Annotated in this window: 19 protein-coding genes and 2 pseudogenes; 10 read left to right on the forward strand and 11 right to left on the reverse strand. The window is 70.1% G+C overall.

Going from position 1 to position 22,601, the window contains the following annotated elements; translation table 11 throughout:
* Positions 1 to 48: 48 nt before the first annotated feature.
* The 3 genes and pseudogenes from H261_RS25915 to H261_RS26695 form a co-directional block, all read right to left on the reverse strand.
* A complete protein-coding gene (locus tag H261_RS25915) occupies positions 49 to 408 on the reverse strand; it encodes a DUF2442 domain-containing protein (protein ID WP_407636084.1) in 360 nt (119 codons plus the stop codon).
* Positions 318 to 506 (reverse strand): DUF4160 domain-containing protein, encoded by a 189-nt coding sequence (locus H261_RS26690; RefSeq protein ID WP_407636085.1) that lies wholly within the window; start codon positions 504 to 506, stop codon positions 318 to 320. The genes H261_RS25915 and H261_RS26690 overlap by 91 nt, the downstream gene beginning before the upstream one ends.
* Positions 484 to 594, reverse strand: a pseudogene (locus H261_RS26695) (DUF4160 domain-containing protein); the annotation flags it as partial. The gene H261_RS26690 and the pseudogene H261_RS26695, both read right to left, overlap by 23 nt.
* A 141-nt stretch (positions 595 to 735) precedes the next feature.
* Here H261_RS26695 and H261_RS02280 point away from each other — a divergent pair.
* Genes H261_RS02280 through H261_RS02290 form a run of 3 tightly spaced genes read left to right on the forward strand, consistent with a single transcriptional unit; the run spans position 736 to position 5,010 of the window.
* Positions 736 to 1,263 carry a hypothetical protein gene (locus H261_RS02280; RefSeq protein WP_008613863.1) on the forward strand — a complete coding sequence of 176 codons (528 nt, stop codon included), beginning with the start codon at positions 736 to 738 and terminating at the stop codon, positions 1,261 to 1,263.
* A gap of 27 nt (positions 1,264 to 1,290) precedes the next feature.
* Positions 1,291 to 3,591: an NADP-dependent malic enzyme gene (locus H261_RS02285; protein ID WP_008613865.1), complete on the forward strand. Its 2,301-nt coding sequence runs from the start codon at positions 1,291 to 1,293 to the stop codon at positions 3,589 to 3,591.
* 12 nt (positions 3,592 to 3,603) lie between these two features.
* Positions 3,604 to 5,010 carry a sensor histidine kinase gene (locus H261_RS02290; protein ID WP_008613867.1) on the forward strand — a complete coding sequence of 469 codons (1,407 nt, stop codon included), beginning with the start codon at positions 3,604 to 3,606 and terminating at the stop codon, positions 5,008 to 5,010.
* Here the strand turns inward: H261_RS02290 and H261_RS02295 are convergent.
* The gene (locus H261_RS02295) at positions 4,979 to 6,190 is read right to left on the reverse strand and encodes a multidrug effflux MFS transporter (protein ID WP_081608834.1); all 1,212 of its coding nucleotides are present in this window, start codon (positions 6,188 to 6,190) and stop codon (positions 4,979 to 4,981) included. The genes H261_RS02290 and H261_RS02295 overlap by 32 nt on opposite strands.
* Positions 6,183 to 6,890 (reverse strand): M48 family metallopeptidase, encoded by a 708-nt coding sequence (locus tag H261_RS02300; protein WP_008613872.1) that lies wholly within the window; start codon positions 6,888 to 6,890, stop codon positions 6,183 to 6,185. The genes H261_RS02295 and H261_RS02300 overlap by 8 nt, the downstream gene beginning before the upstream one ends.
* Before the next feature lie 86 nt (positions 6,891 to 6,976).
* Here H261_RS02300 and H261_RS02305 point away from each other — a divergent pair, with 86 nt between their 5' ends.
* The gene (locus tag H261_RS02305) at positions 6,977 to 8,431 is read left to right on the forward strand and encodes a cobyric acid synthase (protein ID WP_040475595.1); all 1,455 of its coding nucleotides are present in this window, start codon (positions 6,977 to 6,979) and stop codon (positions 8,429 to 8,431) included.
* Here the strand turns inward: H261_RS02305 and cbiB are convergent.
* The gene (cbiB, locus tag H261_RS02310; protein ID WP_008613876.1) at positions 8,414 to 9,409 is read right to left on the reverse strand and encodes an adenosylcobinamide-phosphate synthase CbiB; all 996 of its coding nucleotides are present in this window, start codon (positions 9,407 to 9,409) and stop codon (positions 8,414 to 8,416) included. The genes H261_RS02305 and cbiB overlap by 18 nt on opposite strands.
* A 145-nt stretch (positions 9,410 to 9,554) precedes the next feature.
* Between cbiB and H261_RS02315 the strand changes: the two genes are divergently transcribed.
* The 6 genes from H261_RS02315 to H261_RS02340 all read left to right on the forward strand — a co-directional run bounded on the left by H261_RS02315 (position 9,555) and on the right by H261_RS02340 (position 16,483).
* Positions 9,555 to 10,526 (forward strand): sirohydrochlorin chelatase, encoded by a 972-nt coding sequence (locus tag H261_RS02315; protein ID WP_008613878.1) that lies wholly within the window; start codon positions 9,555 to 9,557, stop codon positions 10,524 to 10,526.
* A gap of 9 nt (positions 10,527 to 10,535) precedes the next feature.
* Complete coding sequence (locus H261_RS02320) at positions 10,536 to 11,153, forward strand: precorrin-8X methylmutase (protein ID WP_008613880.1); 618 nt, start codon at positions 10,536 to 10,538, stop codon at positions 11,151 to 11,153.
* Positions 11,150 to 12,325, forward strand: coding sequence for a bifunctional cobalt-precorrin-7 (C(5))-methyltransferase/cobalt-precorrin-6B (C(15))-methyltransferase (locus H261_RS02325; protein WP_008613882.1), 1,176 nt, complete (start codon positions 11,150 to 11,152; stop codon positions 12,323 to 12,325). Before H261_RS02320 ends, H261_RS02325 begins: the two co-directional genes overlap by 4 nt.
* Positions 12,322 to 13,020 carry a precorrin-2 C(20)-methyltransferase gene (gene cobI, locus H261_RS02330; RefSeq protein WP_008613889.1) on the forward strand — a complete coding sequence of 233 codons (699 nt, stop codon included), beginning with the start codon at positions 12,322 to 12,324 and terminating at the stop codon, positions 13,018 to 13,020. Before H261_RS02325 ends, cobI begins: the two co-directional genes overlap by 4 nt.
* The gene (cobJ, locus tag H261_RS02335; protein WP_040475596.1) at positions 13,011 to 14,804 is read left to right on the forward strand and encodes a precorrin-3B C(17)-methyltransferase; all 1,794 of its coding nucleotides are present in this window, start codon (positions 13,011 to 13,013) and stop codon (positions 14,802 to 14,804) included. Before cobI ends, cobJ begins: the two co-directional genes overlap by 10 nt.
* Positions 14,805 to 15,025: 221 nt before the next feature.
* Entirely contained in the window at positions 15,026 to 16,483 is a 1,458-nt protein-coding gene (locus H261_RS02340) for a M48 family metalloprotease (RefSeq protein WP_008613903.1), read from the forward strand.
* Here H261_RS02340 and H261_RS02345 read toward each other — a convergent pair.
* The 5 genes and pseudogenes from H261_RS02345 to gpmI form a co-directional block, all read right to left on the reverse strand.
* Positions 16,476 to 16,985: an RNA pyrophosphohydrolase gene (locus tag H261_RS02345; RefSeq protein ID WP_008613914.1), complete on the reverse strand. Its 510-nt coding sequence runs from the start codon at positions 16,983 to 16,985 to the stop codon at positions 16,476 to 16,478. The two genes, H261_RS02340 and H261_RS02345, sit on opposite strands and share 8 nt — an antisense overlap.
* A complete protein-coding gene (locus tag H261_RS02350; protein WP_008613915.1) occupies positions 16,982 to 18,403 on the reverse strand; it encodes a divergent polysaccharide deacetylase family protein in 1,422 nt (473 codons plus the stop codon). Before H261_RS02350 ends, H261_RS02345 begins: the two co-directional genes overlap by 4 nt.
* 21 nt (positions 18,404 to 18,424) lie before the next feature.
* Entirely contained in the window at positions 18,425 to 19,789 is a 1,365-nt protein-coding gene (locus tag H261_RS02355) for a S41 family peptidase (protein WP_008613917.1), read from the reverse strand.
* Complete coding sequence (locus H261_RS02360) at positions 19,786 to 21,219, reverse strand: murein hydrolase activator EnvC family protein (RefSeq protein WP_008613919.1); 1,434 nt, start codon at positions 21,217 to 21,219, stop codon at positions 19,786 to 19,788. The genes H261_RS02355 and H261_RS02360 overlap by 4 nt, the downstream gene beginning before the upstream one ends.
* 72 nt (positions 21,220 to 21,291) lie before the next feature.
* Positions 21,292 to 22,601: pseudogene (gpmI, locus tag H261_RS02365) on the reverse strand (2,3-bisphosphoglycerate-independent phosphoglycerate mutase); the annotation flags it as partial.

Consider the following 22,601-nt stretch of genomic DNA (forward strand, 5'->3'; position numbering starts at 1 on the left):
TGGCGTCGCCAAGATCGGAAATGGGGGGAATGGCGGGCAGGTCGGCGGTCACGGAAGGGCCTTGGGCAAAGTGGCAGGAACGCTCTTGAGGTACAGGGTGTCGGGACTGAAATCCTGCTCGTGCGGCCAGGAAACGAAGCCGGAAATCGCCCGGACCGACCGGAAATAGGCGGGATCGCGTAATTCGCGGAAGATGCCGCGGTCAAGATAGGGCTCGACCGAGAAGATCCGCTTCTCGCCGTTGGCAAAGGTCAGAAGCAGGGCATACCCTTCGAGAACGTCCACGGTGATGACATCGGGATGCATGGTCTTCGGCCTCAACGCAGCGGTTCGATACGGAATACGGCTTCCCCTTGGACCGCCAGGTCCCAGTCGGCCCGCAATTCCTCGCGGTGGATTTCGATCCATGCCTGGACGAGGCGAAGCTTGGCGGCGGGAAAGCCTCCGGCCGAGAATCTCTCCCTCGGCAAGGGACAACACCGCCTTGTGTTCCCCATATTCCACATGGATATGGGGCAACTGATGTTGGTCCGTGTCGAAATAGAACATCCGGACGATGATGCCGTAAAACATGGAAATGACGGGCATCGGCATTCCTTCGCGGCCCTGAGGCGATCGTTGCCACAGCTATGCCGAAGCGGCCGGGATTTTCAAGTCCTTCTGCGCCCCGCCCTCTTTGCAGACTCCCGCTTTCGGCGCACAATGGTTCCCCAAGGCCGACACCAGGAGAATCCCATGACCGCCGTCCTTAAACCCCAATCCGGTGCCCTCCGCGAAGTGGTGGGGACCTTTGCCGACCGCGCCCATTTCGAGGCCGCGGTATCCGCCCTGCTGGCCGAGGGATTCGGCCGCGACAAGCTGTCGGTTCTCACCTCCCACGATTCCCTGGACGCGGCGGAAGGGCCGGAAGGGGCCAAGGCGCGCAAGTGGCGCGACGGGCTGGTGGCCATGATGGGCGAGCTGAAATACGAAGGCCCGCTGGTGGCCGCCGGGCTGATCGCCCTGGCCGCCGGTCCGGTGGGCGCGGTGATCGCCGGGCTGGTGGCGGCCGGTGTCGGCGGGGTGGCCATCAAGGAAGTGCTGGACGAGGTCGCCGCCATTCCCGATTCCGACGGTTTCGTCCGCGCCCTGGCGGCGGGCAGCGTGATCCTGTGGGTCAGCACCGACACGCCCGAGGAGGAGACCCGGGTCCGCGCCCTGCTGGCCGATGCCGGCGGCGCCAACATCCATATCTTCGAGCGCGCCATGGGCGCCCGCCACTAAAGACAACCGCAGGGGTACCGGACTGACATGGCCAGCAACTTTCACTCCGAGGCGTCGCGCGACGCCGATATCAAGGGCACCGACGCCCTGGAGCGCGACACTCTCCTGATGCATGCCTCGGGCCGTCCGGGCAAGATCGAGGTGGTTCCCACCAAGCCGCTGGCCACCCAGCGCGACCTGTCGCTGGCCTATTCGCCGGGCGTCGCCTTTCCCTGCCTGCACATCGCCCGCGATCCGGCGCTGGCCTACGACTACACCGCCAAGGGCAATCTGGTGGCGGTGATCTCCAACGGCACCGCCGTGCTGGGCCTGGGCGACCTGGGGGCGCTGGCCAGCAAGCCGGTGATGGAGGGCAAGGCGGTGCTGTTCAAGCGCTTCGCCGACGTGGATTCCATCGACCTCGAGGTCGATACCCGCGACGTGGAGGAATTCATCGGAGCCGTGCGCTATCTCGGCCCCAGCTTCGGCGGCATCAATCTGGAAGACATCAAGGCGCCGGAATGCTTCATCATCGAGCAGCGCCTGCGCGAGCTGATGCCCATTCCGGTGTTCCATGACGACCAGCACGGCACGGCGATCATCTCGGCGGCCGGTCTGATCAACGCGCTCGACCTCACCGGGCGCGACATCTCCCAGGTCAAGATCGTGGTCAACGGCGCCGGCGCGGCGGGCATCGCCTGCATCGAGCTGGCCAAGGCCATGGGTATCCGCCACGAGAACGTCATCCTGTGCGACACCAAGGGCGTCATCTACCAGGGCCGCACCGAGGGCATGAACCAGTGGAAGTCGGCCCATGCCGTGCCGACGGCGGCCCGCACCCTGGCCGAGGCGCTGGACGGCGCCGACGTGTTCATGGGCCTGTCGGCCAAGGGCGCGGTGACGCCGGAGATGGTGGCCTCCATGGCGCCCCGGCCGATCATCTTCGCCATGGCCAATCCCGATCCCGAGATCACTCCGGAAGAGGTCAAGGTGGTACGCTCCGACGCCATCGTCGCCACCGGGCGCTCGGACTATCCCAACCAGATCAATAACGTGCTGGGCTTTCCCTACATCTTCCGCGGCGCGCTGGACGTACGGGCCAGCACCATCAACGAGGCCATGAAGATCGCCGCCGCCAGGGCCATCGCCGCCCTGGCCCGGGAAGACGTGCCCGACGAGGTGGACGCCGCCTATTCCGGGCGGCGGCTGCGCTACGGCCCCGACTACATCATCCCGGTGCCGTTCGACCCGCGCCTGATCTCCTCGATTCCGCCCGCCGTGGCCAAGGCGGCTATGGATTCCGGGGTGGCCAGGAAGCCGATCATCGACATGAACGCCTACAAGCGCGAACTGGCCGCCCGTCTCGACCCGGCCAGCGCCGGCATGCAGGCCATCACCGAGGCGGTCAAGGCCAATCCCAAGCGGGTGGTGTTCGCCGAGGGCGAGGAGGAGAAGCAGATCCGCGCCGCCGTCGCCTTCTCCAACGCCGGCCTGGGCCATCCCATCTTGCTGGGGCGTGAGGAGCGCATCCGCGAGACCATGAAGAATATCGGCCTGCCGGCGGCCGAATCCCTGGAGATCATCAATTCGCGGATCTCGCCCCGCACCAGGGATTACACCGACATCTTGTACCGGCGCCTGCAGCGGCGCGGCGCGCTGTACCGCGACGTCCAGCGCCAGGTCAACCAGGAGCGCAACATCTTCGGCTCGCTGATGGTCCAGGCCGGCGACGCCGACGCCATGGTGACCGGCCTCACCCGCAATTACTGGCAGGCCTTCGAGGAGATCAAGAAGGTCATCGACCCGACGCCGGGCGAATTGCTGTTCGGCATGACGGTGTTCGTGGTCAAGGGCAAGCTGGTCTTCGTCGCCGACACCACGGTGATGGAAACGCCCACCCCGCAGCAACTGGCCGACATCGCGGTGCAGACGGCGGGCAAGGCCCGCCAGATGGGGCACGAGCCCCGCGTCGCCATGATCAGCTATTCCAATTTCGGCAATCCCAGCAGCGAGCGGTCCGACCGCATGCGCGAAGCGGTCAGCCTGCTCGACGCCCGCAAGGTGGATTTCGACTATGACGGCGAGATGGCCGCCGACGTGGCGCTGGACCCGGAACTGCTCAGCCACTTCCCGTTCTGCCGCCTGAAGGAGCCGGCCAACGTCCTGGTGATGCCCGGCCTCTATTCGGCGACCATCGCGTCCAAGCTGCTGCAGAAGCTGGGTGGCGTCAGCGTCATCGGACCCATCCTGGTGGGCCTCGCCAAGCCGGTGCAGATCACCTCCATGGACGCCACCGCCAACGACATCGTCAACATGGCGGTGCTGGCCTGCCATGACGCGCTGCGCTGATCCGGGGCGGGCGTGATCAGGGGACCCGTCACCTCCGCCCGCGTCCTGCTGATCGCCCTGTTCCTGTCCAGTCCCACCGCCATCATGCTGGTGGTGCTGGCCGGAGCCGGGCGGCTGGACGTCTGGCCGGCGCTCGGCACCTGGATGGTGGTGACCTCGCTGCTGCTGCCGCTGGTGCGCTCGCATCTGGGTGAGCTGGCGGGGCTGGCCAACTGGGTGCGCACCTTGGCCCATGGCGGCGACATCGCCGCCGCGCCGGGCAAGGAGGGCATGGCCCTGGCCGAGATCGCCGCCGCCGTGGCGGCGCTTCGCCGCCTGTGGCAGCAGCGTTCCGCCGAACTGGCCGAGACCGCCCGCTGGAACGCCAGCCTGCTGGAGAACCTGCCCGATCCGCTGCTGCTGCTGGATGCGGGGCGCAAGGTGGTGCGGGCCAACCGCGCCGCCACCCGGCTGTTCGGCCGCGACCCGGCGGGCGGCGATCTGGCCGCCGTGCTGCGCGACCCCCTGGTCACCGAGGCGGTGCAGGCGGTGCTGTCGGGGGCCTCCGCCTCCCGCGAATGCGAGTTCACCCAGGCCATTCCGGTGGAGCGCACCTTCACGGCGCGCATCGACCGCCTGGACGGCCAGCCGGCCTTCGAGGCGGCCATCGCCCTGCTCACCCTGCACGAGCTGACCGCCATCCGCCGCATGGAGCGCATGCGGGCCGATTTCGTCGCCAATGCCAGCCACGAACTGCGCACCCCCCTGGCGGCGCTGTCCGGCTTCATCGAGACCCTGCAGGGTCCGGCCAGGGACGACGAGGAGGCGCGGGAAAAGTTCTTAGGGATCATGGCCGAGCAGTCGGGCCGCATGAGCCGGCTGGTCGCCGACCTGCTGTCCCTGTCGCGCATCGAGCTGGACGAGCATTCGCCGCCCGGCGAGGCGGTGGACCTGGCCCGGCTGGTGACCAGCGCCGCCGAGGCGCTGAAACCCCTGGCCAGCCGGCGCGGCATGGAACTGGCGCTGGACGTCGCCGCCGGCCTGCCCGAGGTGGCGGGCCAGCCCGACCAGCTGGCCCAGCTGTTCCAGAACCTGATGGACAACGCCGTCAAATACGGCAGCGACGGCACGGCGGTGGAGATTTCCGTCACCCTGGCCGAGGGCCTGCCCGCCGGGGCGGGCGCGGCGCTGCGGGCCGGGCCGGCGGTCCGGGTGGCGGTCCGGGATCACGGCGAGGGCATCGCGCCGGAGCACCTGCCCCGCCTGACCGAACGCTTCTACCGGGTGGACACGGCGCGGTCGCGCAAGATGGGCGGCACCGGCCTGGGGCTGGCCATCGTCAAGCACATCGTCAACCGCCATCGCGGCTGGCTGGCCATCGACAGCCGTCCGGGCGAGGGCTCGACCTTCACCGTCTGGCTGCCGGCCGCACCACCTTGAGATAGACCAGCAGCGCCGCCAGCCCCATGACCGCCATCATGGCGGCCAGCGGCCGCGCCGAGCCGTCGTGGAAATGGCCCACCAGCCAGCCGGCCACGGCGCCGCCGGCCATCTGGATGAAGCCCATGGCCGACGAGGCGGCGCCCGCCGCCCGCGGGAAGGGGGCGATGGCCCCGGCGGTGGCGTTGGGCAGCACCAGGGCGCAGGCGATGAAATAGGCCATCACCAGCCCCATGATCATGGCCACCCCGTCCATGCCGCCCGGCTTGGCCAGCCCCGACCACACCACGGCGGCCAGGGCGAAGCCGGTCGCCGTGCAGCCGATGGTGCCGGCGAACACCATGCGATCGACGCCGAAGCGGTGGGTGAGCCTGGCCCCGGCGAAACCGCCGATCAGATAGCCCGCCGAGGCCAGGGCGAAGGCCAGGCCGAAGAAGCGCGGCTCCATCCCCATGACGTCGATCAGCACGAAGGACGAGGCGGAGATGAAGCTGAACAGCCCGCCGAACGCCGCCGTCATGGTCAGCACGTAGCCGAGGAACAGGCGGTGGGTCAGCAGCTCGCGGAAGTTCCCGAGCATGCGGCCGGGATCGAGGGCCCGGGGGTCCTTGTGACGGTTGGTCTCGCCCAGCATGCGCCAGACCAGGACCATCAGGACGATGCCGAACAGGGCCAGCAGCACGAAATTGGAGCGCCAGCCGAACCAGGTGTGGAACCAGCCGCCGACGGTGGGCGCCACCAACGGGCCGAGGGCCATGGCGCTGGCCATGTAGCTCATCACCTTGGCGGCCTGCTCGCTGGCGAACAGGTCGCGCACCACGGCGCGGCCCAGCACCGGGCCGCAGCAGGCGCCCAGGGCCTGGACGAAGCGTCCGGCGATCAGTGCCTCGATGCTCGGCGCGACGACGCAATACAGGCTGGCCGCCACATAGAGGACGATGCCGCCCAGGATCATCGGACGGCGTCCGAAGCGGTCGGACAGCGGGCCGTAGACCAGCTGCGCCACCGCGAAGCCGCCGACGAAGGCCGAGAGCGTCAGCTGCACCATGGTGGTGGTGGTGGCGAGGTCGCGGGCCATGTCGGGCAGCGAGGCAAGGTAGAGGTCGGTGCAGACCGGGCCGAAGGCCACCAGAAGGGTCAGCAGTACCGCGATGCGCCGCGACGGCGTTACATTACTCAACGGGTCCCCCGTATCGGTGCAGTTGCGGACCAAAACGCTTCAGCCAGGCGCGCGGCGCGGCGCAATCGCCGGCCAGTCCCTCGACCAGCGCCCAGAAATCGGGTCCGTGATTCATCTCGGCCAGGTGGGCGACCTCGTGGGCGGCGACGTAGCGCCCGACGAAGCCGGGGGCCAGCACCAGCCGCCAGGAAAACGACAGGTCGCCCCGCGCGGTGCAGCTGCCCCAGCGCGACGTGGTGTCGCGCACCGAGACGCGGCCCACCTTGCGGCCCAGCCGGGCGGCCAGTTCGCGGGAATGATGGGCCATCACCATGCGGGCCTCGTCCCTCAGGAATTCCTCGACCCGGCGCGACAGGTGCTCGGCCCGGCCCGAGACGTGGATGACGCCGTCCTCGGCCCATACGCCGCGGCGCGCCTGGGGCTGGTGGCGGATCGAATGGGCCACGCCCAGCAGCGGCACCTCGCCGCCATGGGCGAAGGGGATGTGGCCGGGCAGCACGGCCAGCCGGCTCTCGATCCAGGCGCTCTGGCGCCGCGCGAAGCGCTCGGCCTCGTGTTCGGGCACGCCGTCGGGCAGCACCACCACCACCGACCCGCCGGTGGGGTCGAGGCGAAGGCTCATGTTGCGGGCCCGGCCCGACCGCTTGACGGCGATCGGCAGCGAGCGTCCGTCGAGGTGGAGGAGAAACGCTTTACCCATCGCCCCCTCATATCGTGTTCGCGCCGGCTGAGACAACCCTTGCTCGCGCCTTGCCCCCATGCGCGCGGTCTGCGACGATCCGCTCCATGAAAAGAACACCCGCCCTCATGCTGCAAGGCACCGGCTCGGACGTGGGCAAGTCGCTGGTGGCCGCCGGCCTGTGCCGGCTGTTCGCCCGCCGGGGCCTTTCCGTCCGCCCGTTCAAGCCGCAGAACATGTCCAACAACGCCGCCGTGACGGCGGATGGCGGCGAGATCGGCCGCGCCCAGGCGCTGCAGGCCCGCGCCGCCGGGGTCGAGCCCCGCTCGGACATGAACCCGGTGCTGCTCAAGCCGCAAAGCGAGACCGGCGCCCAGGTGGTGGTGCAGGGACGCGTCATCGCCAGCGCCACGGCGCGCGATTACCACGCGCTGAAGCCCACACTGCTGCCCCGCGTGCTGGAAAGCTATGGCCGCCTCGCGGCGCAAGCCGACCTGATGGTGGTGGAAGGCGCCGGCAGCGCCGCCGAGGTCAATCTGCGCGCTGCCGACATCGCCAACATGGGCTTCGCCGAGGCCGCCGATCTGGCCGTCGTGCTGGTGGCCGACATCGACCGGGGGGGCGTGATCGCCAGCATCGTCGGCACCTGGGCCATCCTGCCGGCGCCGGAGCGGGCGCGGCTCGGGGGCTACATCATCAACCGCTTCCGCGGCGATCCCGCCCTGTTCACCCCGGCGCTCGACATCATCCGCGACCGGACCGGCCTGGAGTGCCTCGGCATCGTGCCGTGGTTTGCCGACGCCGCCCGGCTGCCGGCCGAGGATTCCGCCTCGCTGGGCAAGGGACGGGCGGGCGGCGGGGCGATGAAGGTCGCCGTGCCGCGTCTGGCGCGCATCGCCAATTTCGACGATTTCGATCCCCTGGCCGCCGAGCCGGGGGTCAGTCTCCACATGGTGGAGCCGGGCCGCCCGCTGCCGCTGGACGCCGACCTGATCGTCCTGCCCGGCTCGAAATCCACCATCGCCGACCTCGCCTTCCTGCGTGCCCAGGGCTGGGACATCGATATCGCCGCCCATGCGCGGCGGGGCGGCCGCGTGCTGGGCATCTGCGCCGGCTATCAGATGCTGGGCCGGACCGTCGCCGACCCCCTGGGGGTCGAAGGCCCGGCGGGGGGCGTGGCCGCCGGTCTCGGCCTGCTGGCGGTGGACACCGTCATGGCCGGCGACAAGGTGCTGCGCCGCGCCGCCGGCGCCGATGCCGCCGGGAACGCGGTCGAAGGCTACGAGATGCACATGGGCCGCACGGACGGCCCCGACGCGGCGAGGCCCTTCCTGACCCTGGAGGGGCGGCCCGACGGCGCGGTGTCGGCGGATGGGCGGATCATGGGCTGCTACCTGCACGGCCTGTTCTCGTCGGACGCCTTCCGCGCCGGCCTGCTGGAGTGGGAGAGCGGGCTGGAATACGAGCCCATGGTGGACGCGGTGCTCGACCGTTTGGCCGATCATCTGGAGCGGCACCTGGATGTGGGGGCGTTGCGCCGGCTCTCAGGCCTGCAACCATAGCAGGAAGATCACCAGCCCCGCCTGCATCAGGCAGGCGACGGTATAAAGGTGAAGTGCCCGCTGGATGTCCGGGGCTTCTGCCCGCGCCCGGCCCGATCCGATCCACTTCTCGTCCACCACCAGCCCGGGATACTTGCGCGGGCCGCCCAGCGCCAGGTCCAGGGCGCCGGCCGCCGCCGCCTCGGGCCAGCCGGAATTGGGCGAGCGGTGGTGGCGGGCGTCGCGCAGCATGGTGACCAGGGCGCCCCACGGCCGGCCCTCAGGCACGAAGGGGGCGGCGAGCACCAGCAGCAAGCCGGCCAGACGGGCGGGGATCAGGTTCAGCAGGTCGTCGAGCCGCGCCGAGGCCATGCCGAAGGCGCGGTACTTGTCGTTCAGGTGGCCGATCATGGAATCGGCGGTGTTGACGGTCTTGTAGAGCAGCAGACCGGGCAGGCCCAGCACCGCGTACCAGAACACCGGCGCCACCACCCCGTCGGCGAAATTCTCGGCCAGGCTTTCGATGGCGGCACGGACCACGCCGTGGGAATCGAGGCTTTGCGGGTCGCGGCCGACGATGCGCGACACGGCGTAGCGCCCGGCCTCCAGCCCGTTCTCCTTCAGCGCCACCGCCACGTCGTGAACATGCTCGAACAGCGAGCGCTGGGCGATCAGGGTGGCGGCGACGAACACCTCGAACAGCCATGCATGGGGCAGCGTCCGGGCCAGGAAACTGATCACCGCGCCTGTCCCCAGCGCGCCCAGGGAAAGACCCAGCGCCACCAGCACGCCCCGGCGGCGGCGGTCGGATTCGCTGCGCTCCGGCCGGTTGAGCCGGCGGTCGAGCCCGCCGATGACCCGGCCGATCAGCACCACCGGATGGGGCAACAGGCGGAACAACGGCCCCATCTCACCCAGCGCCGCATCGACGGCGATGGCCATGAACAGCAGCATCAGGCCGTCGGGGGCGTGGGCCGATTGGGTGAACAGCGGAAACATCGGGCCAAGATGGTCGGGCGGGGCGGCTCTCGTCAACGGGGATGATTTGGCTGGAAACGTTTGCGCCCTCCCGCCTATAGTCCGCGTTCAAACCGGCCGGAGGCATTGACCAGCCGGGCGGCTCGAAGGCAAGGACCAGGGCGAGATGAGCGAGAAGATCGGTGTGATGTTGTGCGGCCACGGCAGCCGCGACGTGGATGCCATCCGGGAATTCCAGGCATTGGCGGGTCATCTGGCCCACCGCCTGCCCCAATACGAGGTGGATTCGGGTTTCCTGGAATTCGCCACCCCCATCATCCGCACCGGTCTCGACGCGTTGAAGGCCAAGGGCGTCGGCCGCATCCTGGCGGTGCCGGGCATGCTGTTCGCCGCCGGCCACGTCAAGAACGACCTGCCGTGGGAGATCAACTCCTTCGCCGCCGAGAATCCCGGCCTGCCCGTCACCTTCGGGCGCGAACTGGCCATCGACATCAAGCTGCTGGCTGCGGCAAAGGCCCGCATCGAGGAGGCCGAGGCAGCCTCCGCCGCCGGAATCGACCGCAAGGACACCCTTTTGCTGGTGGTGGGACGCGGCACCAACGACCCCGACGCCAATTCCAACATCGCCAAGGTGGCGCGCATGCTGTGGGAAGGCATGGGCTTCGGCTGGGCCGAGATCGCCTTTTCCGGCGTCGCCTATCCCCTGGTGGATCAGGCGCTGGAGCGGGTGACCCGGCTGGGCTACAAGCGGGTCGTCGTCTTCCCGTACTTCCTGTTCACCGGCATCCTGGTCAAGCGCATTTACGAGTGGACCGATCAGGCCGCGAGCGCCCATCCCGGCGTCGAGTTCCTCAAGGCGCCCTATCTCAACGACCATCCCCTGGTGGTCGACAGCTTCGTCGAACGGGTGGGCGAGATCCTCGACGGCTCGCCGGCCATGAACTGCAGCTTGTGCAAGTACCGCGAACAGGTGGTGGGCTACGAGGCCTCGGTGGGCGCGGTGCAGGCCGGCCATCACCACCATGTGCGCGGCATCGGCACCGATGGCGATCATGATCACGGGCATCATCATGACCACGATCATGGCCATCACCATGGTGGCCATGGCCATGCCTACCGTCCCCACCGTCACGACTGAGGCCGCGCGGTGAACGCCTGGATCAGCGATCCCGCCGAGATCTACCGCCAAAGCTTCGCCACCATCCGGGCCGAGGCCGATCTGGCGCGCATGCCCGCCGATCTGGCCGATCTGGCGGTGCGCGTGGTGCATGCCTGCGGCATGACCGAGATCGCGGCCGATCTGGCGTGGAGCGAGGGGGCGGGACTGGCCGGGGCGCAAGCCCTGCGGCGGGGGGCGCCCATCCTGGTGGACGCCGAGATGGTGGCCCATGGCATCATCCGCCGCAATCTGCCCGCCGCCAATCCGGTGATCTGCACCCTGAACGAGGTCACTCAGGCCGATGCCAAGGGTGCCTCCACCACCCGCTCGGCCCTGGCGGTGGAGAAATGGCTGCCCCGCCTCGATGGCTCGGTCGTGGCGGTGGGCAATGCACCGACCGCCCTGTTCCGCCTGCTGGAACTGATCAACGCGGGGGCGCCGCGTCCGGCCCTGATCCTCGGCTTCGCCGTGGGCTTCGTCGGCGCGGTGGAAAGCAAGGACGCCCTGATCGCCTCGGACCTGCCCCATGTGGCGCTACGGGGCCGCCGCGGCGGCAGCGCCATGGCGGCGGCGGCGGTCAACGCCCTGGCGGGAGGGCTGTCGTGATCACTGTGGTGGGCATCGGCGAGGACGGTCTCGACGGATTGTCGCCCGCCGCCCGGATTCTGGTCGATGGCGCCGAGGTGCTGGTGGGGGGCGCCCGCCATCTCGCCATGGTCCCGGCCGGTGCGGCCGAACGGCTGGAATGGGCCTCGCCCTTCGCCGAATCCCGCGCTCTGCTCGAATCCCGCGCCGAGCGGCGCGTGGTGGTGCTGGCCAGCGGCGAGCCCCTGTGGTTCGGTGCCGCCGCCACCCTGATCGGCTGGTTCGGGGCCGCGGCGGTTTCTGTCGTGCCCCATCCCGGCGCCTTTTCCCTGGCCGCCGCCCGGATGGGCTGGGCCATGCAGGATTGCCTGTTCCTGACCATCCACGGCCGGCCGGTGGAGTCCCTGGCCCTGCATCTGGCCCCCGGACGCCGCCTGCTGGTCCTGGCCGGGGACCGCGCCAGCCCGGCGGCGGTGACGGCGCTGCTGCGCGCCCACGGCGCCGGCGCCAGCCGGGTATTGGTGCTGGAAAACCTGGGCGGGACGGGCGAGCGGATCACCGATGCCGATGCTTGCGCCTCGGACCTCTGCGTAGTGGCGGTGGAATGCGTCTTCGACAAGGGCGTCCGCCCGCTGTCCCTGGCGCCCGGCCTGCCCGACGAGGCCTTCGAGCATGACGGCCAGCTGACCAAGCGCGACATCCGCGCCGCCACCCTGGCCGCCCTGGCGCCGCTGCCCGGTCAGGTGCTGTGGGACGTGGGGGCGGGAAGCGGCTCCATCGCCATCGAATGGATGCGGGCCGGCGGGCGTGCCCTGGCCATCGAGGGCAAGCCCGACCGCCTGGAGCGCATTGCCCGCAACGCGGCGCGCCTCGGCGTGCCGGGGCTCGAGATCGTCGCCGGCCGCGCCCCCGACGCCCTGCCGCTCGACCGCGAGCCTCCCGACGCCATCTTCGTCGGCGGCGGGGTGTCCGAGGCCGGGCTGCTGGATATCTGCTGGTCGGCGCTGGGCCGGGGCGGGCGGCTGGTGGCCAACGCGGTGACCATGGAGGGCGAGGCGGCGCTGGTCGCCCTGTTCGGCCTGCACGGCGGCGAGATGACCCGTCTCGCGGTGGCCCATCTCGACCGGGTCGGAGGTTTCCACGCCTGGCATCCGGCCATGACCGTCACCCGTTACGTGGGGTGGAAGAAATGAGTGCCACCCTTTACGGCATCGGCATCGGCCCCGGCGATTCCGAGCTTCTGACCCTGAAGGCGGTGCGCCTGATCAAGGAGGCGCCGGTGCTGGCCTGGCCGGCGCCGCTGGAGGGCGACGGGTTGGCCCGGACCATCGCCGCCCCGCACATCCCGGCGGGCAAGGTCGAGATCGCCATCCGCATGGGCTTCACCGTGGACCGGGCCGGCACCGAGGCGGCCTATGACCGGGCGGCGGAAGAGATCGCCGCCCATCTGGAGGCGGGGCGCGACGTGGCCGTGCTGTGCGAGGGCGATCCCTTCTTCTTCGGCTCGTTCATCTACCTGTTCGCCCGCCTGTCGCCCCGCTTCGCCGTCGAGGTGGTGCCGGGCGTGTCGTCGATCATGGCCGCCAGCGCCGATCTGCGGGCGCCGCTCTGCGCCTGGGACGACGGGGTGGCGATCATTCCCGCCACCCGTTCGGACGCCGAGATCGAGGCGGCGCTGGCCGCTTCGGACGCCGCGGTGATCATGAAGGTCGGCCGCCACCTGCCCAAGGTCAAAGGCGTGCTGCAACGCCTCGGCCTGTGGGAAGACGCCCGCATCGTCGAACGGGTTGGCCTGCCGGGCCGCAAGGTCCACCATCCGGCCGACGTCGCCGAGCTTCCCTATTTCTCCCTGATCCTGGTGCACCGCAGAGGAAACGCATGGCTTTGAACATTGCCCTGGTGGTGGTGACCCCCGCCGGACTGGAAACCGCCCGCGCCCTCCAGGCGGCGCTGCCCGGCGCCGTTCTGCACGGCCTGAGCGGCCGGGTGGAGGCCGAGGTGGGCTTCCTGGACACCGTGGCCCATCTGCGCGCCCTGTTCGCCGCCCGCACCCCCATCGTCGGCATCTGCGCCGCCGGCATCCTGATCCGCGCCCTGGGGCCGGTGCTGGGCGACAAGCAGGCCGAGCCGCCGGTCCTTGCCGTGGCGGTGGACGGTTCCTCGGTGGTGCCGCTGCTGGGCGGCCATCACGGCGCCAACACCCTGGCGCGGCGCATCGCCCGCCACCTGGACATCCACCCGGCGCTGACCACCGCCGGGGAACTGGCGCTTGGCGTGGCGCTGGACGATCCGCCGCCCGGCTGGCGCGTCGCCAATCCCGCCGCCGCCAAGTCGGTGACCGCCGCCCTGCTGGCCGAGGAGAGCGTGGCGCTGGAGGTGGAGGCCGGCGATGCCGGCTGGCTGGACGGCCTGCCCTTCGCCGACGGCGCCGAGTATTCCATCCGCATTACCGACCGGTCGGTCGAATTCGACGATCACGAACTGGTGCTGCATCCCCCCACCCTGGCCCTGGGAGTGGGCTGCGAGCGCAATGCTCCGGCCGGGGAACTGATCGCCCTGGTCAAGGGCGTGCTGGAGCAGGAGGCGTTGTCGCCCCAATCCATCGCCTGCGTCGCCAGCATCGACCTCAAGGCCGACGAGGGGGCGGTGCACGCCCTGGCCGCCGAACTGGGCGTGCCGGCCCGCTTCTTCACCCCGGCCGAGCTGGAGGCCGAGGCGTCGCGCCTCGCCAATCCGTCCGAAGTGGTGTTCGCCGAGACCGGCTGCCACGGCGTGGCGGAGGGCGCCGCCCTGGCGGCGGCGGGAGCGGACGGCGCCCTGGTGGTGGCCAAGGTCAAGGGGGCGCGCACCACCATGGCGGTGGCGCGGGCGCCCCGCGCCATCGCGGGCGACGGCGTCGGACGGGCGCGCGGCAAGCTGTTCGTGGTGGGCATCGGCCCCGGCACCCTCCACTGGCGTTCGCCCGAGGCCTCGGCGGCGGTGGAGGCCAGTTCCGATCTGGTGGGCTACGGCCTTTATCTCGACCTGCTGGGCCATGCGACGCAGGGCAAGGAACGCCATGAAAGCGCGCTCGGCGCCGAGGAGGCCCGCGCCGCCCGGGCGCTGGACCTCGCCGCCGAAGGCCGTACGGTCAGCCTGGTCTGTTCCGGCGACCCCGGCATCTACGCCCTGGCCACCCTGGTGTTCGAACTGCTCGACCGCAGGGCGCGCGCCGACTGGAACCGGGTCGAAATCGTCGTGGTGCCGGGCATCTCGGCGCTGCAGGCCGCCGCCGCCCGGGCCGGCGCCCCGGTCAACCACGATTTCTGCACCATCTCGCTGTCGGACCTGCTGACGCCCTGGGACAGCATCGAGACGCGGCTGAAGGCCGCCGCCATGGCCGATTTCGTGGTGTGCTTCTACAATCCCGTCTCGCAGCGCCGCCGCGACCAGTTGCCCCGGGCCCGCGACATCCTGCTGACCGGCCGTGGCCCCGACACCCCGGTGATCCTGGCCCGCCAGCTGGGCCGGTCCGGCGAGACGGTGGAGGTGATCCGCCTGGCCGATCTCGACGCCGACAAGGTGGACATGCTGACCATGGTGGTGGTGGGCTCCAGCGAGACCCGCACCTTCACCGCCGGCCAGCACGCCTGGACCTACACGCCAAGGGGCTACGGCAAGAAGATGGTGTAGAGGATCCGTCCGGTATTTGATCCGCGACAGATCATGTCATCCCGAGCGTCAGCGAGGGATCTCATTCTGGATATGGCATCGGCGTTCCAGGCGGAGATCCCTCCGCCCAAGGGCGTCGGGGTGACGGGCTATTGCAAATGCCGACCGGCATCAGGCGGCACTTGCCCCCGCCTGCGAACGTCGTATCATTTCCCGGTCACGGCTTTTCGCCCGAGGGAAACATGCGCCGCACCTCCGCCCTGTTCGCCGCCCTGCTGGCCTCGACCCTGCTCACCTCGTGCCAGGTGACGCCCGGCACCGGGCGCAGCAACTTCAACGTCCTGTCGTCCGAGGACGAGCAGAAGATGGGCGCCGAGGCCCATCCCGACATTCTGAAGCAGTTCGGCGGCGCCTATGACGACCCCAAGGTCCAGGCCTATGTGGCCGGGATCGGCAAGCGGCTGGCCGGCAACACCGAGACGCCCGGCGCCCCCTTCCGCTTCACGGTGCTGAACAGCGACGTGGTCAACGCCTTCGCCCTGCCCGGCGGCTATGTCTACGTGTCGCGCGGCCTGATGGTCCTGGCCGAGGACGAGGCGGAGCTGGCCGGAGTGGTGGGCCACGAGATCGGCCACGTCACCGGGCGGCATACCGCGTTGCGCTACAGCCAGGCCATGGCCGCCAACGTGGCGACCGGCGTGCTGGGCGTGGTGGTCGGCGTGCTGACCGGCGTGTCGGGGGCGGGCGACATCGCCCAGCTGGGCGCGGCGGCCTATCTCCAGGGCTATTCCCGCGACCAGGAGAGCGAGGCCGACCAGCTGGGCATCCGCTACATGGCGGTCAGCGGCTGGAATCCGGAGAACATGGCCAGCTTCCTGGCCAAGCTGCGCGACCACGCGCGGCTCGAGGCGGTGCTGGCCGGGCGCTCTCCCGACGCGGTGGACGAAACCTCGCTGTTCGCCAGCCACCCCCGCACCATCGACCGGGTCAAGGACGCCGCCGCCGCCGTCCAGACCGCCGACCGCAAGGGGGCGGTGGGGCGCGAACCGTATCTGGCCCAGTTGGACGGCCTGCTGGTGGGCGACGATCCCGACGAGGGCGTTGTGCGTGGCCGGGTGTTCTCCCATGCCGGGCTCGGCATCCGCTACGAGGTGCCGGCCGGCTTCCGGCTGGTCAACGGCGCCACGGCGGTGACGGCGGTCCACAAGGACGGCTCGCTGATCCGTTTCGACATGGGGGCCGAGGCCCACGGCGACATGACCAACTACCTGCAGACCCAATGGGCCAAGGGCGCCCGGCTGACCGCCATCGAGGCCCTGGAGATCCACGGCATGCCCGCCGCCACCGGGATGACCAAGCTCAACACCAACAAGGGCACCATGGACGCCCGCCTGCTGGCGGTGAAGAACGGCAAGGCCACCTACCGCTTCCTGTTCCTCTCGCCGCCCAACTTGACCAATGCCCATGCCCAGGAATTCAAGACGGCGGGCCTGTCGTTGCGCAAGCTGTCCGAGGCGGAGAAGTCCGCCATGAAGCCCCTGAAGCTGAAGATCATCACCGCCAAGGCCGGCGACACGGTGGAAAAGCTGGCCGAGCAGTTGCCCTACGACGACCACAAGGTGGAGCGCTTCCGGGTGCTCAACGGCCTCGAGGCCGGCGAGGGCATCAAGCCGGGGCAGAAGCTGAAGATGGTTATCTGAGGGCGATCGTCCGCGCCAGGGGCAGGAACTCGGCGACCACCGTGTCGTAGAGCGCCCGCTTGAACGGGATGATCAGCGCCGGCACTTCGTCCAGCGCCATCCATTGCCAGCGGCAGAACTCCGGGTGCTCGGTGTCCAGGTCGATGTCTGAATCGGCGCCGGTGAAGCGGGCGCAGAACCACTTCTGGGTCTGGCCGCGATAGCGCCCCTTCCAGCTCCTGTCGGCGATTTCGGGCGGCAGGTCGTAGGAAATCCACGCGGCGCTTTCGGCGATGATCTCGGCCTTATTGGTGCCGATTTCTTCTTCCATCTCGCGCAATGCGGTGGCGCGCGGGTCCTCGCCCTCGTCGATGCCGCCCTGGGGGAATTGCCAGGAATTGCCGGGGGTGTCGATGCGCTGGGCGACGAAGGCCAGCCCTTGCGCGTTGAGCAGCACCAGCCCGATGCCGGGACGGTAGGGGCGCTGGTCGTAGGGCAGGGTGGGCTTGTGCTTCTTGCTCATGATTTTCCGGGGGCGGGTGGGGGCTGGACCAGGGTGGAGACCGGCACGATCACCAGCTTCTGGCCGTCGAAATCGTTGAGCCAGGGCAGCAGGCGGTCATAGGACAGCGGCCGGGGATGGATCACCACCAGGGCCTTGCCCTTGGTGCGCGCCGCGATGGATGCCTGGTTGAGGCGCATCTCGATGGCCTCGCGGAACAGGTCGGCATCGGCCACGGCGGTGACCGGGGACAAGGCGGGGGTACGGTCGGCCGGCGCGGCGCCCGGTCCCACGTAGAGCAGGCCGTGCTCGCGCAGCTTGCCCAGCGTTTGGACCATCTGCTCCGAGGCGGCGAAGCGGTCGCCCAGCGAGATCACCCCGGTATAGCCGGCACCGCGGCTCATCACCCCTTCCAGGCGGGCGAGGTTGCTTTCCGGCGGCATGGTGTCGGTCATGCCCAGCGGGCCGGGGTCGCGCGGCTGGGAACCGCCCGAATCGGCGGGCAGCACCATCATCACCTCGTGGCCGAAGTCGCGGGCCTTCTTCACCCACTTGTCCAGGCCCTGGGCATAGGGGCTGAAGGCCAGGGTCACCTCGGGCGGCAGCTTGGCGATGGCGGCCTCGGTGGCGACCTTGTCCAGCCCCATGTCCATCACCACCACCGCCACCTTGCCGCGGTCGGCGGGGCCGGACCACGGGCGGGCGTAGACCTGCCAGGGCTGCTTGCCGTCGGGCGACGGTACCGGCAGGTCGCCGATGGCCGTCTTCTTCAGCATCTCCTTGACCGGGGCGGCGGGCAGCGCCTTGACCTCGCCCTTGAACGCCGGCAGGCCCTCGTAACTGGGCGGCTTCTCGGCGCTGCGCGGATTGGGTTGGGTGGGAATGCCCGACGAATCCACGGCCGGCGGCGGCTTGGGGGCGAAGGCCTTGGAGACCGGCGATTCCGGCTCGGCCACATAGCCGCCCTCGGGCGGGACCGTGGCCGTGGCGGCGGGCTTGGCGCCGGGGGCGGCCTCGGCGGGGGGAAGGGCCGGCTTGTCGGGGGCGATGGCCGGCGGCAGGGAATCGGGGGACGGTGTGTCGTCGGGCACCGCCTTCAGCATCTCGCCGGAGGGCGGGGCCGCCCCCGGCGCCACCGGCGGGGTCAGCAGGCCGGCGCCGGAACCGGGCTTGGGTGGCTCGCCGCGTCCGGGCAGTTCGAAGGACAGGGTGGGCGGATTCTCGCCCACGTCCATCAGGCCGATCAGGTCGCGGGTCTCGAAGGCGGTGAACAGATAGGCCACGCCGCCCAGGCCGCCGCCAAGCACCAGCACCAGCAGGCCGATCAGGATCGGCTTGAAGTTGATGGGCTTGCGTTCGGGCTTGATCTCCTCGACGACGATCTCGGGGACCGGATCCTCGTCCAGTTCTTCGAGATCGTCGTGCCGATCCGATGCCATGGCCTGGTGTCCGAGCCCCGCTTACCGCTGGGCCGGACGATAGAGCGACAGGCCGCGCAGCAGGTCGAGAGCCCGGGCCAACTGGTAGTCCTGGGCCGGATCGCCCAGCTTGATGGGGGCCGGCGCCTCGGCCTTGCCGCCCTCGCCCTTGTGATCCGGGGCGGGCGCCTTGGTCTCGGGCGCCTTGGGCTGTTCCGCCGGCTTGGCGGGGGTCTTGTCCTTGTCGCCGTTGGGGTTGGGCAGGGCTTTGCGCAAGGACGCTTCCGAGCGGCGTTCCACGGCGGCGCCGGCGATGGGCTCCACCTTGGATTGCTGCGCCTTGATGTCGGGCTCGATGCCCACCGCCTGGATGGAACGGCCCGACGGCGTGTAGTAGCGCGCCGTGGTCAGGCGCAGCGAGCCGTGGCCATGCAGCGGCATCAGGGTCTGGACCGAGCCCTTGCCGAACGAGCGGGTGCCCAGCAGCACGGCGCGCTTGTGGTCCTGCAGGGCGCCGGCGACGATCTCCGAGGCCGAGGCCGAACCGTCGTTGATCAGCACCACCAGCGGCAGGCTGTCGGCGATGTCGCCGGGCCGGGCGTTGAAGCGCTGGGTGTCCTCGGGGCGGCGGGACCGGGTGGAGACGATCTCGCCCTTGTCGAGGAAGTCGTCGGACACCGCCACCGCCTGATCCAGCAGGCCGCCGGGATTGTTGCGCAGGTCGATGACGAAGCCGGTCGGCGTCTTGCCGATGTCCTTCTTCAGCTGGCCCATGATCCGCACCAGATCGGCGTGGGTGGTGGCGCTGAACTGCGAAATGCGGATGTAGCCGATATCGCCGTGCAACTGGCCCTTGACCGTCTGCACCTTGATGACGGCCCGCGTCAGCTTGATGTCGAAGGGCTGCTCCACGCCGGCGCGGCGCACGGTCAGCTTGATGTCGGTGTTGACGGTGCCGCGCATGCGGTCCACCGCCTCGGACAGCGACAGGCCCTGGACCGGCTCGCCGTCCAGGTGGGTGACGAAGTCGCCCGGCTGCATGCCGGCGCGGTAGGCCGGGGTGTCGTCGATGGGCGACACCACCTTGACCCAGCCGTTCTCCATGGTCACTTCCAGGCCCAGCCCGCCGAACTCGCCACGGGTCTGGATGTCCATGTCCTTGGAGTTCTTGGGGTTGAGGTAGGCCGAGTGGGGGTCCAGCGAGGTCAGCATGCCGTTCAGCGCCGCCTCGATCAGTTCCTCGTCATTGACGGGTTCCACGTACTCGCTGCGGACCTTTTCCAGCACCTCGCCGAACAGGTCGAGAAGCTTGTAGGTTTCCTTGCGCTCGGCGGCGGAAACGGGGGTGAGGGCGGTCGTCGACAGCAGGGCGACGCTGCCCGCCGCGATCAGGATCTTGCGAATCATCCACTGGCCTTACTTTTTTGTGCCATGAGCCAAGGCAACGGGTTGACCGGCTGGCCATTGCGGCGCAGCTCCACGTAAAGGTTGGGCTTGCTGTCGTCCTGCCCCATGACGCCGACGGGTTCGCCCGTCAACAGCTTCTGGCCGACCGCGCAATCGATCTGCGCCATTCCCGCCAGAAGCGTATGATAGCCCTCGCTGTGTTCGATGATCAAGAGAAGGCCGTAACCCCTGAACGGGCCAGCAAAAGCCACATGCCCGTCGTAAGGGGCGATCACCTGGGCGGCCTTGCGGGTGGCGATGGTGATGCCCTTGGCGACGTGGCCGACGTCGTTGGGCTGGCCGTAGGTCTCGACCACCCGGCCGCGGGCGGGATAGGGCAGCCGCCCGCGGGCCTGGCTGAACGGCGTGTCGTTCTTCACCGGGCGGGTGGCGGCGGCCTCGCGCGAGGCCTGCTCGGCCTGATGGGCGGCTTTCTCGGCGGCCAGCTGCTTTTCCTTGGCCTCGGCCTGGGCCCTCATCTCCACTTCCTGAGCGGCGCGGGCGGCGGCCTCCTCGCGGGCCCGGGCCTGGGAGGCGGCCTGCTGGGCAGCCTTGCCGGCCTCCTCCTCGCGGGTCCTTGCCTCGGCGGCGGCTTGGCTCGCAGCCTTCTGCGCCGCCAGTTCGGCGTCGCGGGCCGCCTTTTGCGCCGCCAGTTCCGCCTCGCGGGCGATGCGCCGCGCCGTGGCCTCGGCCTCGCGGGCGACCTTTTCCACCGCCGCCTTGCCGGCGGCCTCGGCCAGACGGCGTTCGCGTTCCTGGTCCAGGCGGCTGAGCAGGTCGCGCAGATCCTCGGCCTGGCCGCCCAGATCCTGCAGCCGGGCCTCCAGGGCGCGGCGCTCCTGCTCGGTGGCGTTCTGCACCTGGAACTTGCGCTCGAACATGTCCTTGATGCGGACGTGCTCGCGCTCCAGGGTGGTGGTGGTGGTGGCGATCAGCCGGCGCTGGTCGCCGATCTCGGTGCGCAGCTTGGCGACGCCGTCGATCTCCACCTTGAGTTCGCGGGCCGATTGCTCGATCTGCGGCACGGCGGCGCGCAGCAGGATGGCGGAGCGCACCGTGTCGGCCGGGCTTTGCGGCTGGGCGATCAGCGCCTCGGTGGGACGCCATGCCAGCCGCTGCAGGGCGGTGAGAACGCCGACCATCTGGCGCGAGCGGCGCTCCAGGGCGTCGGAGCGGCTGATTTCGCGCTTGCCCAATTCCTCCAGCTGGGTTTCCAGCTCGGAGAGCAGGTCCTCGCTCTCCTGGGCGGCGCGGGCGGCCTTGACCATGTCGCCGCGCAGGCGCGCCGTCTCTGCGGACAGTTCCTCGGCCTTGCGCCGCACGTCGTCGTGCTCGGCGCGCGAGCGCTCCAGCTGGCCTTCCAGTTCCCGCAGGCGTTCGCCGGCATCCACCGGCTTGTCCCAGGTGGCAAAAGGCGGGCGCCGCCCCCACGCAGGAGCAGCGCCGCCGCGAAGAAAGCCCCCTTAACCCGCCGCACGGAGGGTCTGGCGGAGCAGGGATTGCCCGCTCATCTCGGCCGGCTGGGGCAGGCCCAGCAGGGCCAGCAGGGTCGGCGCCACGTCGGCCAGACGGCCATCGCCGATGCCGGCGACGGCGGCGGGCGGGGCCACCAGGACCGCGGGCACCGGGCCGGTGGTGTGGGCGGTGTGGGGCTCGCCGGTCTCGGGGTCCTTCATCTGCTCGGCATTGCCGTGGTCGGCGGTGACCAGCATGGTGCCGCCGGCCTTGGCCACGGCGGCTTCCAGCCTGCCCAGGCAGGCATCCACCGTCTGCGCGGCGGCGATGGCCGCCTGGAGGAAGCCGGTATGGCCGACCATGTCGCCGTTGGCGTAGTTGACCACCACCACGTCGAAGGCGCCGCTTTCGATGGCCGCCACCAGCCTGTCGGTGACCTCCACCGCGCTCATTTCCGGCTGCAGGTCGTAGGTGGCGACCTTGGGGCTGGGGACCAGGATGCGCTCCTCGCCGGGGAACACCGTCTCGCGCCCACCGTTGAAGAAGAAGGTGACGTGGGCGTACTTCTCGGTCTCGGCGATGCGCAACTGCGTGAGGCCGGCGCCGCTCAGAACCTCGCCCAGGATGTTGGTCAGCGTTTCCTGCCCGAACAGGGGGGCGAGGAAGGCGTTCAGGTCCTTGGAATACTCGGTCAGCCCCAGGCGGGCGGCGAAATCCACCTGGCGGGGACGGGCGAAGCCGTCGAAGGCCGGATTGACCAGGCAGTCGAGAATCTCGCGCGCCCGGTCGGCGCGGAAATTGCCCATCAGCAGGCCGTCGCCGTCGGCCATGCCCCGGTAGGGACCGATCACGGCGGGCAGCATGAACTCGTCGGTCTTGGACGTGGCGTAGGAGGCGGCGATGGCCGCCAGCGGATCGGCGGCGGCCACGCCCTTGGCCTCGACCATGGCGTTCCAGGCCAGCGAGACGCGGTCCCAGCGCTTGTCGCGGTCCATGGCGTAATAGCGGCCCGACACCGTGGCGATGGCGACGTCGTGGCCCTCCACCTCGGCCAGGAAGCGCTCCATGAAGCCCTTGGCGCTGGACGGCGGCGTGTCGCGGCCGTCGAGGAAGGCGTGGACCTTCACGGGAACGCCGGCATCGGCGACGGTGCGGGCCAGGGCGGCCAGATGGTCCTGGTGGGAGTGGACGCCGCCGGGGGCTGAGCAGCCCCATCAGGTGCATGGCGCCGCCCCTGGCCTTCACCGCGGCGATGGCCCCGGTCAGGACGGGATTGGCGGCCAGCGAGCCGTCGGCCACCGCGCTGTCGATGCGCGGC

The sequence above is a fragment of the Paramagnetospirillum caucaseum genome (genome assembly GCF_000342045.1).
Taxonomy (GTDB): domain Bacteria; phylum Pseudomonadota; class Alphaproteobacteria; order Rhodospirillales; family Magnetospirillaceae; genus Phaeospirillum; species Phaeospirillum caucaseum.

Excerpts from the sequence above, each read along its gene's own strand:
- H261_RS25915 (WP_407636084.1), bottom strand. The coding sequence starts at position 408 with ATGGATCGAAATCCACCGCGAGGAATTGCGGGCCGACTGGGACCTGGC.
- H261_RS26690 (WP_407636085.1), bottom strand. The coding sequence starts at position 506 with ATGTGGAATATGGGGAACACAAGGCGGTGTTGTCCCTTGCCGAGGGAG.
- H261_RS02280 (WP_008613863.1), top strand. The coding sequence starts at position 736 with ATGACCGCCGTCCTTAAACCCCAATCCGGTGCCCTCCGCGAAGTGGTG.
- H261_RS02285 (WP_008613865.1), top strand. The coding sequence starts at position 1,291 with ATGGCCAGCAACTTTCACTCCGAGGCGTCGCGCGACGCCGATATCAAG.
- H261_RS02300 (WP_008613872.1), bottom strand. The coding sequence starts at position 6,890 with ATGGGTAAAGCGTTTCTCCTCCACCTCGACGGACGCTCGCTGCCGATC.
- H261_RS02305 (WP_040475595.1), top strand. The coding sequence starts at position 6,977 with ATGAAAAGAACACCCGCCCTCATGCTGCAAGGCACCGGCTCGGACGTG.
- cbiB (WP_008613876.1), bottom strand. The coding sequence starts at position 9,409 with ATGTTTCCGCTGTTCACCCAATCGGCCCACGCCCCCGACGGCCTGATG.
- H261_RS02315 (WP_008613878.1), top strand. The coding sequence starts at position 9,555 with ATGAGCGAGAAGATCGGTGTGATGTTGTGCGGCCACGGCAGCCGCGAC.
- cobI (WP_008613889.1), top strand. The coding sequence starts at position 12,322 with ATGAGTGCCACCCTTTACGGCATCGGCATCGGCCCCGGCGATTCCGAG.
- cobJ (WP_040475596.1), top strand. The coding sequence starts at position 13,011 with ATGGCTTTGAACATTGCCCTGGTGGTGGTGACCCCCGCCGGACTGGAA.
- H261_RS02340 (WP_008613903.1), top strand. The coding sequence starts at position 15,026 with ATGCGCCGCACCTCCGCCCTGTTCGCCGCCCTGCTGGCCTCGACCCTG.
- H261_RS02345 (WP_008613914.1), bottom strand. The coding sequence starts at position 16,985 with ATGAGCAAGAAGCACAAGCCCACCCTGCCCTACGACCAGCGCCCCTAC.
- H261_RS02350 (WP_008613915.1), bottom strand. The coding sequence starts at position 18,403 with ATGGCATCGGATCGGCACGACGATCTCGAAGAACTGGACGAGGATCCG.
- H261_RS02355 (WP_008613917.1), bottom strand. The coding sequence starts at position 19,789 with ATGATTCGCAAGATCCTGATCGCGGCGGGCAGCGTCGCCCTGCTGTCG.